This is a genomic window from Staphylococcus lloydii (assembly GCF_015775975.1).
Classification (GTDB): domain Bacteria; phylum Bacillota; class Bacilli; order Staphylococcales; family Staphylococcaceae; genus Staphylococcus; species Staphylococcus lloydii.
In genome coordinates this window covers 1,412,308-1,425,048 of sequence record NZ_CP064056.1, presented here as the reverse complement: position 1 = coordinate 1,425,048, position 12,741 = coordinate 1,412,308, and the positions used below count along the sequence as shown (strand labels likewise).

Here is a 12,741-nt window from a genome sequence, read left to right as displayed (position 1 = left end):
TTTATTATTTGAAATGAGTGGCTAAATATTTACCGGATACATATAATTCGTGTTCTTTACAAACGTCTAAAGCATTTGTTAAAGATGTACCAAATTGCATAGCTGGTAATAATTGTGCGATATTTAATGGCACTTCTGTATGAATTTGAGCCAATGTTTTAGAGATTTTAAGATTAGTTAGATCTGCAGTGATTTTCTTTTGTTGCCCCGCAGTTAATTCATCAATGGCTTCAATGACATTTTCTACAGAACCATATTGCTGAATTAATTTAATTGCTGTTTTCTCACCAATACCTTTTACACCTGGGTAACCATCTGCACTATCTCCCATAAAGGCTTTAATGTCTATTAACTGTTTTGGTTCTACACCATACTCGTCAACGAAGCGGTCTAATGTATAGCGATTGTAAATATTAAAACCTTTCTTCGTTAACCATATTTCAACGTTTGAATTGATACATTGCAATATATCTCTATCGCCAGTTACGACATAAATTTCGTTGTCTTCAGATAAATGATGAGCCAATGTCCCTATCACATCATCCGCTTCATAATTTGTAACACCGACGTTAACAAAACCAAATTGTTCTGAAACTTCTTTGACAAAATCAAATTGCGGAATTAATTCTTCTGGCGGTGCAGGTCTATTTTGTTTGTATCCTTCAAACATTTCATTACGGAAAGTCTGTTGCCCCATATCCCAACAAACTGCTACGTGTGTAGGATTGATTTCATTTAAAGCTGTGAAAACGTGGCGTACAAAACCTTGAACCCCATTTGTAGGTATACCTTGAGAATTTTTCATAAATTGATTGTGTAAACTCGTTGCATAAAAGTGACGAAATAGTAAAGCCATGCCATCAACGAGTAAAACTTTATTAGACATTATAATAGCCTTCTTTCTTTATGTTACAAAATTTTTGCTAACTCATCATTTGTCGTTTTTAATGATTTAATTAAATCGTCATCAAGTTTAAATGATAGCAATGCTTGAATTTGAGATTGTATTTCTTGTTCTAATTGTTCGTTAAGGTCATCAACTTTGTTAGACATATCTGATACTACATGGTTAAGACCTTCTCTTAAATCAGCAATTTTGGGTTGTAATTGTGATATCGTGTTTTCGGTAATTTCTTCTTGTATTTGTTGTTGCACATTCGGTTGTATTAATTTCTTTTTCGTTAATGATTTTGGTAACGATGACAACATTTTATTGAAATCAACAGTTAAATACGGCTCATCTAAACGTAAAAATGTCGCATCCACTTCTGGTGTGATAAAGACGTGTAAATGTTCTAGTTTTTGTTTGAGTGGTGCCATCTCATTAATATATTGTTCTTCGAAATGATTCTTTATGCGTTCTACGAGTAACGATTGTTCTAAATAAAGACGTTGATGAATTTGATCTAAATAAATTTTTGTCGCTTTTTTCTTTTCTTCATTAAAATCATCGCATTTAGTCATTTGACTATTAAAGACTGAACGTACTTCATCTCGTAATTGAATTTTTAAGCGTTCTACCAGATGATAAAGTTGATCTTCAACTTCATTATCTGTACTGTTATTAACATTTTGCATTAATGAAGGTTGAATCACATTTTTACCATCATACTTACGTAATTTAGATGTTCTTTCTTCGATTTTAGATTTATTTGTTTCATATTCATCGATCATTTGCTCATATGCATTTGAAACATGATGCAATTGGTTAAGCATTTGATCCTGTAGAATATATTTTGATTCTACGACAGTGAAATGTTCTATATCATCACGTAATGATTTCATTTCGCCATCATTTCCTTTGAGCGATGCTCTACTTGATACAGAGTAAATTGTTGGGTCCATATTTACTTGAAGTAAGGCATTTCTCACATAATCATAGACTGCTGTTAAATCATCATTATTTTCTGCCAAATCAACCGCGTTAATTACCATCTTGAAAGCTTGATTAGAATTTAATTGATTCATATCTTTCATGTGTTCAATAAATTTCTTGTCATTATCTGTAAATGCATGGTTAAAGTAACTGACATATAAAATTAAATCTGATGAGGTTAAAACCTTTTCTGTTTCATTCGTATGTCGTTGGTTATTTGAGTGTAAGCCTAATGAATCGACAATAATCTTATCTTCTAGCCATGGCAGTGGTAATTTTAAGTGTACGGTATTAACGAATGTGGCATACTCGTCTTCTGCACTCCATTTTCTAATTTCATCTTTGGCAATTTTATGAGTTAAGCCTGACGCTATTTTTGTTTGATAGTCATTATAGTGTTTTTCAATTGCATTAACAAACGCAAGTTGATTTTTTTCTAATTGACCTTTTAATTTATCGTTAATAGATTCAATATACGATGGAATAGTTTCGAAAGATTGACCCGTAACCTCATAAACGCTATTAAGTTCTTCCAGTAATTGCGCTTCTGATTTTAGCGTAATTTCACTTTCTTCACCGTATGAAATTTCGGTCATGGCAGCGGTAGTAGGATTTGGCGAACTAACTAAGTAATTATCACCTAATAATGCATTAATTAAACTACTTTTACCTGCACTGAATGTGCCAAAGACACCAATTTTTACAACTTTGTTATCCATACGTTTAATGGTATTAGCAATATCTTGTTTTGTTTGTTCAAATAATGGTATTTGTTCGATTAATGATAAACCTTGTTTTATTTTACTTGTTTGATCTTCTTTAACTACTGTAGATTGTGCTTGAGCTTGTGCATGATTTTCTTGTTGTTCTTCTGTTTGAGATAAATCAAACGTAATTTCTTTTCGATCAATTAGTTTATCTAGAGAATCATCGATATGGATATAATAATGTCTGTAATTTCGAGTAGTTAAAGATTCTCTTAAGTTACGTAAAGCGATAAAATTCTCATAATCATTATAATCATCTTGAGATTCATCATTGATTTCAGACGCGTGAGATAAATTTATGGCTTTTTTAAATAGTGGATCAGATTCTTTTTTTATAAATTGTTGTATCGCTTTTAATACTTCATCACAAAATGTTAACACGTATTGATTAGTTATATTTATTTGTTCTTTATAAAGATTTTGTACAAGGCTTGGCTCTATTACATAATGTTGATTGAGAATGGCATCATTGACTTCTGAAGAGTTAATAAATCTTGTCAAAAATGACATATCTTCTCGTAATGGCTGTCTAATCTGTTGATTTACCTTATCTTGTAATTGTTCAATTACTAAATTTAGACGTTCTTCTTGAACTTCTAAAGTCTTTTTCTTTTTATTAAATAGTCCGCCTACTTTGAATTGTTTACTTAAACTTTCTAGATAGTCTCTGATTAATTCACGTGTGTCGTGAGTCATAATATAAGCATTTTCTAATATATCTTTTCTTTTTTGATATAAAAAGTTATATAACTTATCTGGATCATTTAATAATTGTGCTTCTTCACTAACTTCTTGATGTTGTTGGAAATTAATATATGCTTGGTCAAAATCTTCTTCTTCGATACCTAATTGCGTTAAAGTATCTTGAATTTCATTTTGAATATAAGATAATTGTTCGTCAGTAATAAATTTAACAATACGTTCAACATAATGTTCTAGTGTTTCTCTTTCATTATCTTTTGCGACAAGATAATCGGATAACGCATTAATTTCATTATTAGGATGTTCGTATTTTGAAACATAAAATATTTTATCTAAATTAATATCCCATTCATTGACTGATTTTTCTACGCGCTTTTTGAAGTCGTCAAAGTGCAATTCTTCATCATTATGTTTATCTATTTGATTTATAACAAAAACAATAGGTACGTTTGCTTGGTTCAGTTGCTTCATAAACTGGAAATTTAAAGCTGATTGAACATGGTTATAATCTACTGTATAAAAAATTACATTACTCGTGTACATAAATTGTTCTGTACTGGATTGGTGTGTTGAAACATTCGAGTCTACACCCGGTGTATCTTGCAAAGTGAACCCTTTATTGAATTTTGATGAAGGGAATTTAATTTCAATAGATTCTACGTCGACGTTTTGTCTGTTCATCTGTTTAACTTCATCGTATGAATCTAATTGTGTATATTGTTTATTACTTAAGTTCGCTATAAGACCCGGTTCGTCATCGACGGATACAATTGCCGTATTGCTCGTTGTAGGTACCGGAGAACTTGGTAAAATGCTTTGTTCTAATAGTAAGTTAATTAGCGTTGATTTACCTGCTGAAAAATGACCTACAAATGTGGCTGTATATTGATTTAAGTAAACTTTTTTAATTACTTGATTGATAATATGAATAAGTCTATCGTTACTAGATTTTTCTACTTCTTTTTTTAATTTATATAATATGTCGAGTTGCTCTGTGTTACCCATTTGCTGAAATCCCCTTTAATGCTTACTTATAATTATTTATATTGTATAACAAATTAACCTTTGTCTAAAGTATCACTTACATTATAGTTTATAATATTTGCTTACTTAGCGCTAATGTCTATTTAAACATAAAAAGTCCGTATATATAATCACTTTCGCATGATTACATTATACGGACTCATTTGACGGTATGACTTTTTACAGCCAAGATGGCTTATCACCTGTACTATTAGGTTTATTTATACCTATATTTTCATTGAGATATAGCTCAGGGTCTTTAGCAATATTTACAATCACTGCCGCAACACTTTTGCGTGAAACCTCAGTACCTTTGAAGGGTTCGTTTTTAGCAGTTGTTTCATAATCTATTTCATTTTTATGGCTTAGCCATGCTGGTCTTAAGATTGTGTAATCTAAACCAGAAGATTCAATAATATCAGCTGCTTCACGATAAACTTTTAATTTGTCGCTAACTTGGTCTTTGACCCATGCTCCAAAGTTACCTGGTACTTCGTCATAAATACCTAATGCAGTGACAAATACTAAACGTTTGACGTTCTTATTCGCCATAGCTTTTGCAATGACAGTAGCTTCTTTATCTAATTCTCCGGATAAACTTGCGACTACGAAATCTACATCGTCCATCGCATTTTCAACATCTTCGTAATTTGTTGCGTCCCCTTCACGAACTCTAATACGATCTGATGCATAGTCCGGTAATCTATTTGCATCTCTTAGAAATAGTCGTAAAGTATAGTTAGTGTTTTCTAAAAATGAATTTATTGCAGCTTTTGCTACTGCTCCGTTTGCCCCTAATATTAATACTCTTCTCATTATCTCACTCCTACTTAAAAAATTTAGTTAACTTTAAAGTTTGTAGCTAACGCTTAGTTTTAATATTTTAAAAATATATTTTGTAGATTGTGTGGTTTTAAGCACTATATTACTCATTACTTTTACCATAATATAGTTGAGTAAATTATTCTAGTATTAAACTCTATTTAAACGTTGTGTTTAAAGCGTTAACGATATGATGACATTATTATATTATTGTACAATTCTCATCATTAGTAAAATGAAACAACTCATAGGGCTAACGCTTAAACTATTTTAATTAAAAGAAATGTGGCATTATCTATCCTCTTGGAGCATTAATCAATGTAGTCATTGCTTAAATGACGAGGAACTTTATATCATAAAACAAGGCAATTACTACATGAATAGTAATTGCCTTGTTTTGATAGTTATATAAAATTATTGAATAACTGGATTTTTGCTTTTTTTGATTTTTAAGTATTGTGAAATGCTATAAACAATAATACCTAACCAAATAAAGATAAACGTGATAAATTGATGGATATCAAAAGGTTCTTTGAAAACAAAGACGCCTAATACAAACATCAGCGTAGGTCCAATGTATTGAAGAAAACCAGTTAAAGATAACGGGATACGTTTGGCACCTGCAGAAAATAATATGAGCGGTATTGCAGTTACGGCACCTGAGAATACAATCCATAATGTGGAAATATTCATGCCAAAACCACTATGCCCCTGTTGTGTGACATACCATAAATATATAATTCCAGCTGGTGCAGTCACGATACATTCAATTGTAATACTACTAATCGCATCAATTGGAACTAACTTTTTAATCAAGCCATATAAACCGAATGAAAAGGCTAATAATAATGAAACATATGGAAATACACCAATTTCAAATGTCATATATAAGACACCAATAAAGGCTAATGCAATGGCAATCCATTCAAATTTATTAAAACGTTCTTTTAAAAATATAAAGGCTAATAAAATACTGATTAGTGGGTTAATGTAATATCCTAAACTTGATTGTAAGACATGCCCGTTAGTTACGGCCCAAATAAAAGTCCCCCAGTTAATCGTAATCACGTACCCTGCGGCAATAATTGCGACAAGTTGTAAAGGTTGCTTAATGAGTTGATTGACGTTGTTAATAAACGGTTTCGTCTTATTAGATATAACGACTACTAATACCATAAAAATCATAGAGAATACAATTCTATATGCTAATATTTCAAAGGCACCAAATCCATGTATTAAGTCCCAATATATGGGTAAAACGCCCCATAAGAAATACGCTGCGAAGGCAAACAAAATCCCTCTTCTAAATTCATTATTCATGTAGACACCTCCGCTTTTATTTAATTAGTTTTTCGGTTTCTTTGCTCCCCAATATTGGAAGTATGTACATTCAATATAACCGTTAAATAATTTCCTTCTTTTTGTAGCTTTTTTATTTGTTAAGAACTCAAATTCTTTATTGCTTGTTAAGATATATGTCGATAGATATGGATGTTCATTCATTAGCTTACCTATATATCTATACATTTCCTCAACCTCGGCTCTATCACCTATACGTTCACCATAAGGAGGGTTACCTATTAAGGCAACAGGTTCTTCGGTATCAATTGTTAAAGTGTTAACGTCTTTAACGCTAAATTGAATAATATCACCTAAACCTACTTCTTCGGCGTTTCTTTTAGCGATTTCAATCATCTCTGGATCGATATCTGAAGCATAAATCTCGACATGACGGTCGTAATCAGCCATATTTTCAGCTTCGTTACGCATATCATCGTATAAATTGTCTGGAATAATATCCCACGATTCTGAAACGAAATCTCTATTAAAACCAGGTGCAATGTTTTGAGCGATCAGACAAGCTTCGATTGCTATCGTACCTGAACCACAAAATGGATCAATTAATGGTGTATCACCATTCCAATTAGCTAGTCTAATTAAACTTGCTGCTAAAGTTTCTTTAATTGGTGCTTCACCTTGTGCGAGTCTATATCCTCTTTTGTTTAATCCAGAACCAGAAGTATCTATCGTTAATAATGCCTTGTCTTTTAAAATAGATATCTCAATTGGATATTTAGCGCCAGTTTCATTTAACCAACCGCTTTCGTTATAAGCAGATTTTAGACGCTCAACAATTGCTTTTTTAACTATAGCTTGGCAATCTGGCACACTATACAATGTTGATTTAACGCTTTTACCTTGGACAGGAAAGCTACCATCTTGGTCTATAAAAGCTTCCCATGGTAACGATTTTGTTTGTTCAAACAAATGATCGAATGTTGTTGTAGTAAACTGGCCAACAACAATCTTGACTCTGTCTGCAGTTCTTAACCATAAATTACATTTAACTATTGCAGATTCGTCACCTTCGAAAAAGATTTTGCCATTTTCTACTGTCGTTTCATAACCTAATTCTTGTACTTCTTTAGCTACAATTGATTCAAGTCCCATTGGACATACAGCTAATAATTTATACATATTGTTTCTCCTTAAAAAAGTATATATTCTATCGTATCAAAAGTTGTTTTAAATAGATATAAGTTGAACTCCAATATTAAATATTGATTTTTCCTTTTTATAACATTAAAAAAGCTCTCCTACATGGGAGAGCTTTGCAACTAGTGATGATATTTTTGTAAGCCATGTTCTGTACCGTTGTACTCATAACGTGTTCTAGTTACACTGGTACGCAGGTGGTAACCATCTGTCTACACATTTTTAAATCGTAAAAAAATGTCTCGTTTATACGTTGAATTCCGCTAAACAAGTGCTCCTACCAAATTTGGATTGCTCACTCGAGGGGTTTACCGCGTTCCACCTTTTATATTTCTATAAAAGCTACGTCACTGTGGCACTTTCAAACTATTTTAACCATATTGAAACAACTTAGGTTATTTCGTTGCCGTCAAATTAATGCCTTGACTTATTGTTTCGTCAAGCACGAACACTACAATCATCTCAGACTGTGTGAGCATGGACTTTCCTCTATATCGCTATAGCGATTACCCAAAATACCATCTTTAGAATTGTATCACTTTATTTAAAGTTAAACAATAAAATAAAGTAGGTTTTGAAAAATTCAAAGCCTACTTTAATATGTACCGTAACGCATTGACTGCAGTTACATAGTAAGATTATTTACCAAATACTGCTTTTTCTAAGTTAGAAATACGTTTAAGAATATCTACGTTATTATTACTGTTGCTATTGTTGTTGTTACTGTTTGATGAGAAGTTTTTATTTTCTTGTGGTCTTGTTGTTGCAACGCGTAATCTTAAATCTTCAAGTTCTTTTTTAAGTTTACTATTTTCTTCGGATAGTTTTACTACCTCATTGTTTAAATCGGACATTTTTTGATAATCTGCAATGATATCATCTAAAAATGCGTCAACTTCTTCCCTTCTGTAACCACGAGTCATCGTTTTTTCGAAATCTTTTTCGTAAATATCTTTTGCTGATAGTTTTAATGAAACATCTGACATTTTTCTCTCCACCTCATTCAAAACTTTGTTCTTGAGACCATTGTAAATCGTTAATGAATTCTGTCAATTCATCAAACGTCACTATGTCACAAGTATAGTTTGTTTTATCTTTAAATTCAACTAACTTCGTTTTAAAAAACTTTGGGCTTGCCTCTTGCTCTTCGTCATAAATCAAAATTGTTTGATCTGTATGGTCTAACATAAACTGGTCAGTCTGTTGGAACTGATGTGGTCCTTCATAGTTAGTATGAAAAACACTATCCACAAAATCAGCCTGCTGTTCTATTTGCATATACTTACTTTTGTTAACATCATTCCATCTTTCTGTATGACCATAGAATGGCGTAATGATACCTAATTTCAACTCAGGATAAGTAGCTTTTAATGATAATACGACTTCGGCTGCCCATAGTTCTATACCAAGCTGACCCTGTACTAATACCCATTCTAAACCTTCGTCAATCAATTGTTTAAATTTATGTTCGATAAATTGTTTTAAATAATATACTTCAGGGGCGTCATCTTTAAAAATATTCAACTCAAAAGATTTATAACCAGTAATATAAATTGTTTTAATCATAGTGGCAACTCACTTCTCTGTATATAGCCTAAATCATATTGCACAGCCTTTAGTTTTTCCATAAACAATTTCCTACTTGTTCGTTTAAAATGACATTCAACCGACAAAGTTTCTATATTAGAAATTAAAATTTCAAACTTTTGATTGTTCATATAAGAAAGGCTTAATATTTCAGTTTTATGTGCTTTAATTTGAGTGATTAAATTATCGATATGAGTTGTAAAAGGTTTAACTACCTCATAAAAATCGTAATCCCCTTCTTCTTTGGCAATCTCATAACGCGTTTGCATAAGTTGTACATCATTTATTAAGTCATCAATAAATTGTGGCATGAGATAACCTCCTACACAATAAATTTACCATAAAAGGCATTTTGCGTCATTTATAATGTGGAATTATATTTAAATTAAAATTGTAATATTAGTTCTTAGAATGATTGTTTAATTTTAGAAAGAGCGTTAAAATATATAAGGATGTATGTAGTGCTAAACACATACATTTTTACCTTTCTCACGAGATAGTATAATCACTTAAGTTCATATACAATAGAAAAAAGTATTATGAATTTGAGACGAGTGTGGTGAAAAACATGAATTACCCTAATGGCAAACCATTTATAGATAGAAATAAGGCTCAAGTCGGACGTAAACAATCTAATCAATCTAGTAACATTGATTACGGTGGTAGAGGTATGTCACTGGAAGGTGATATTGAAAAAAGCAATACTTTTTATTTACACCATGGTGTTGCAGTGATACATAAGAAACCAACACCAGTTCAAATTGTTAACGTCGACTATCCAAGGCGTAGTAAAGCTGTGATTAATGAGGCTTATTTTAGGACACCATCTACAACCGATTATAATGGCTTGTATAGTGGACATTATGTAGACTTTGAAGCAAAAGAAACTAAAAATAAAACTTCCTTTCCACTTAGTAACATTCATGAACATCAGGTTAAGCACATGAAAGCTTGTTATAAACAAGGAGGCATCGTATTTTTATTAATACGTTTCAAATCGCTAGATGAGGTCTTTCTATTGCCCTATTCTAAATTTGAATTCTTTTGGAATAGATATAAAAATAACATTAAAAAGTCTATAACGGTTGAAGAATTTAGAAAAAATGGTTACTATATTCCTTATCAGTATCAACCACGATTGAATTATCTCAAAGCAGTTGATAAGTTGATATTAGATGAAAGTGAGGACCGCGTATGACGGAGAACAAGAGGACTTCCGATGCAAACAACAATGGAAAGTCCGAGAAAAAAAAGAATAGAAATATCAAGCGTACAGTCATTAAAATCATTGGTTTTCTAATAATTGCGTTTATCGTATTAGCGCTTGTAGGTATTTTGTTATTCGCTTATTATGCATGGAAAGCTCCTGCATTTACTGAGTCGAAATTACAAGATCCTATCCCAGCTAAGATTTATGATAAAGATGGCGATTTGATAAAAACAGTGGATAATGGCCAACGTCGTGCTCATGTGGATCTTGATGAAGTGCCAAAAAACATGAAAAATGCAGTATTGGCTACTGAAGATAATAGATTCTATGATCATGGTGCTTTAGACTATAAACGTCTATTTGGTGCTGTTGCGAAAAACCTTACAGGTGGTTTTGGTTCACAAGGTGCATCAACGTTAACACAACAAGTTGTAAAACGTTCATTCCTTACAGATCAAAAATCTATCGCACGTAAAGCACAAGAAGCATACTTATCTTACCGTTTAGAACAAGAGTATAGTAAGGATGAAATTTTCCAAATATACTTAAACAAAATTTATTACTCTGACGGTGTTTACGGTGTTAAAGCCGCAGCTAAGTATTATTTCAACAAAGATTTAAAAGATTTAAATCTAGCTGAATCAGCATATTTAGCAGGTTTACCTCAAGTACCAAATACTTACAACATCTATGATCATCCTAAAGAAGCGGAATCAAGAAAAGATACGGTACTTTATCTAATGAACTATCACCATAGAATAACTAAGAAACAAAAAGAAGAGGCGCAAAAAACGTCACTTCAAGATAACTTAGTTAAACGTACTGACAAGCAACGTGAAGTCACAGATAAGAATGAGCATCCAGAGTATGATTCGTACATTAACTTTGTTAAATCAGAATTAATGAATAATCCAGAATTTAAAAATAAAAATTTAGGTTCTGTATTAAACAGCGGCGTCAAGATTTATACAAACATGGATAAAGATGCTCAATCAACGTTACAAGATCGCATTAATAATGGTAGCTACTACAAAAATAGTGATCAACAAGTTGGTGCTTCAATCGTAGACAGTAAGTCAGGTTCACTAGCAGCAATTTCTGGTGGTCGTAACTATAAAGATATTGTAGATAGAAACCAAGCAACTGATGCACACCCTACTGGTTCTTCTTTAAAACCGTTCTTAGCATACGGTCCAGCGATTGAAAATATGAACTGGGCAACTAATCACGCGATTAAAGACGAAAGCTCTTATCAAGTAGACGGTGTAACATTTAGAAACTATGACACTAAAGGTCATGGTACAGTTAAAATTTATGATGCATTGAGAGAAAGTTTCAATATCCCAGCACTAAAAACTTGGCAAGATACAATCCAAGATGCAGGTAAAGACGCACCGAAGAAATTTGCTAAGAAAGTTGGCTTAGACTATAGTAGTGACATTGGTCCTTCTGAAGTACTTGGTGGTTCAGCTTCTGAATTCTCACCTACTCAATTAGCTTCAGCATTTGCTTCAATTGCAAATGGTGGTACTTATAACAATGCACACTCTATTAAAAAAGTTGTTAAAGAAGATGGCGACACGATCGAATACGATCATACTAGCCATAAAGCTATGAAAGATTCTACATCTTATATGCTTGCTGAAATCCTTAAAGGTACATTTGAAGCATATGGTTCAGCGTATGGACACGGTGTAGACGGCATTAACTTAGCTGCTAAAACTGGTACAGGTACTTATGGTCAGGAAACTTATCAACAGTACAACTTACCTGATGATGCAGCAAAAGATGTTTGGATTAATGGCTTTACGCCTAAGTACACTATGTCAGTGTGGATGGGCTTCAATAAAGTCAAACAAGGTGGTACTAATTCATTCGTTGGTCATACTGAACAAGAATATCCTCAATATCTATTAAAAGATGTAATGTCACAAATCAACCCTAAAAATGGTGAAGATTACAAAAAACCAGATTCAGTTGGTGGCGACAGTAAGGATAGCTTGTACATTAAAGGTCATAAGGATGATGACACTACTGATAACAAACCAACTGGACAAGGCGGAAGCAGTAGTTCAAACTCATCAAGTTCAAACAGTAGTTCAAACAGTAGTTCTAGCAATAGTTCAACTAATGCAAACAGTCAAAGTACTACAAATAGTCAAAGTACTAACAACGCAAGTCAACAATAAGACGACACTACTTCACATAGAAGTGCCAATGCGTTAACTTAGTTATTTACTTGTAACTAAACAAAAAAG

The 12,741-nt window shown here is 32.4% G+C and carries 10 protein-coding genes and 1 other RNA gene; 2 read left to right on the top strand and 9 right to left on the bottom strand.

Annotated features, from left to right (window positions below):
* Window positions 1-4: 4 nt before the first annotated feature.
* From ISP08_RS06975 to ISP08_RS06935, 9 genes are all read right to left on the bottom strand, one after another.
* Window positions 5-886: a 5'-3' exonuclease gene (locus ISP08_RS06975; RefSeq protein WP_195718147.1), complete on the bottom strand. Its 882-nt coding sequence runs from the start codon at window positions 884-886 to the stop codon at window positions 5-7.
* Between the two features lie 23 nt (window positions 887-909).
* Window positions 910-4,350 (bottom strand): dynamin family protein, encoded by a 3,441-nt coding sequence (locus ISP08_RS06970; RefSeq protein ID WP_195718146.1) that lies wholly within the window; start codon window positions 4,348-4,350, stop codon window positions 910-912.
* A gap of 198 nt (window positions 4,351-4,548) precedes the next feature.
* Window positions 4,549-5,184: an SDR family oxidoreductase gene (locus ISP08_RS06965; RefSeq protein WP_048793184.1), complete on the bottom strand. Its 636-nt coding sequence runs from the start codon at window positions 5,182-5,184 to the stop codon at window positions 4,549-4,551.
* 420 nt (window positions 5,185-5,604) lie between these two features.
* Window positions 5,605-6,510 (bottom strand): EamA family transporter RarD, encoded by a 906-nt coding sequence (rarD, locus tag ISP08_RS06960; RefSeq protein ID WP_048793183.1) that lies wholly within the window; start codon window positions 6,508-6,510, stop codon window positions 5,605-5,607.
* A 24-nt stretch (window positions 6,511-6,534) separates the two neighbouring features.
* The gene (locus tag ISP08_RS06955; protein WP_195718145.1) at window positions 6,535-7,668 is read right to left on the bottom strand and encodes a THUMP domain-containing class I SAM-dependent RNA methyltransferase; all 1,134 of its coding nucleotides are present in this window, start codon (window positions 7,666-7,668) and stop codon (window positions 6,535-6,537) included.
* A gap of 153 nt (window positions 7,669-7,821) precedes the next feature.
* An RNA gene (gene rnpB, locus ISP08_RS06950) (RNase P RNA component class B) lies at window positions 7,822-8,204 on the bottom strand.
* A 120-nt stretch (window positions 8,205-8,324) separates the two neighbouring features.
* Complete coding sequence (gpsB, locus tag ISP08_RS06945) at window positions 8,325-8,672, bottom strand: cell division regulator GpsB (protein WP_048793181.1); 348 nt, start codon at window positions 8,670-8,672, stop codon at window positions 8,325-8,327.
* A gap of 13 nt (window positions 8,673-8,685) precedes the next feature.
* Window positions 8,686-9,252, bottom strand: a complete 567-nt coding sequence (locus ISP08_RS06940; protein WP_048793180.1) for an SLOG family protein — start codon at window positions 9,250-9,252, stop codon at window positions 8,686-8,688.
* Window positions 9,249-9,584: a DUF1798 family protein gene (locus ISP08_RS06935; RefSeq protein ID WP_048793179.1), complete on the bottom strand. Its 336-nt coding sequence runs from the start codon at window positions 9,582-9,584 to the stop codon at window positions 9,249-9,251. Before ISP08_RS06935 ends, ISP08_RS06940 begins: the two co-directional genes overlap by 4 nt.
* A gap of 257 nt (window positions 9,585-9,841) precedes the next feature.
* Between ISP08_RS06935 and recU the strand changes: the two genes are divergently transcribed.
* Together recU and ISP08_RS06925 are read left to right on the top strand one after the other, a co-directional pair.
* Window positions 9,842-10,471, top strand: a complete 630-nt coding sequence (gene recU, locus ISP08_RS06930) for a Holliday junction resolvase RecU (RefSeq protein ID WP_195718144.1) — start codon at window positions 9,842-9,844, stop codon at window positions 10,469-10,471.
* Window positions 10,468-12,672 carry a transglycosylase domain-containing protein gene (locus ISP08_RS06925; RefSeq protein ID WP_195718143.1) on the top strand — a complete coding sequence of 735 codons (2,205 nt, stop codon included), beginning with the start codon at window positions 10,468-10,470 and terminating at the stop codon, window positions 12,670-12,672. Before recU ends, ISP08_RS06925 begins: the two co-directional genes overlap by 4 nt.
* The last annotated feature ends 69 nt before the right edge of the window (window positions 12,673-12,741 follow it).

Coding starts and splice junctions, on each gene's coding strand:
- ISP08_RS06975 (WP_195718147.1), bottom strand. CDS start 886: ATGTCTAATAAAGTTTTACTCGTTGATGGCATGGCTTTACTATTTCGT.
- ISP08_RS06970 (WP_195718146.1), bottom strand. CDS start 4,350: ATGGGTAACACAGAGCAACTCGACATATTATATAAATTAAAAAAAGAA.
- ISP08_RS06965 (WP_048793184.1), bottom strand. CDS start 5,184: ATGAGAAGAGTATTAATATTAGGGGCAAACGGAGCAGTAGCAAAAGCT.
- rarD (WP_048793183.1), bottom strand. CDS start 6,510: ATGAATAATGAATTTAGAAGAGGGATTTTGTTTGCCTTCGCAGCGTAT.
- ISP08_RS06955 (WP_195718145.1), bottom strand. CDS start 7,668: ATGTATAAATTATTAGCTGTATGTCCAATGGGACTTGAATCAATTGTA.
- gpsB (WP_048793181.1), bottom strand. CDS start 8,672: ATGTCAGATGTTTCATTAAAACTATCAGCAAAAGATATTTACGAAAAA.
- ISP08_RS06940 (WP_048793180.1), bottom strand. CDS start 9,252: ATGATTAAAACAATTTATATTACTGGTTATAAATCTTTTGAGTTGAAT.
- ISP08_RS06935 (WP_048793179.1), bottom strand. CDS start 9,584: ATGCCACAATTTATTGATGACTTAATAAATGATGTACAACTTATGCAA.
- recU (WP_195718144.1), top strand. CDS start 9,842: ATGAATTACCCTAATGGCAAACCATTTATAGATAGAAATAAGGCTCAA.
- ISP08_RS06925 (WP_195718143.1), top strand. CDS start 10,468: ATGACGGAGAACAAGAGGACTTCCGATGCAAACAACAATGGAAAGTCC.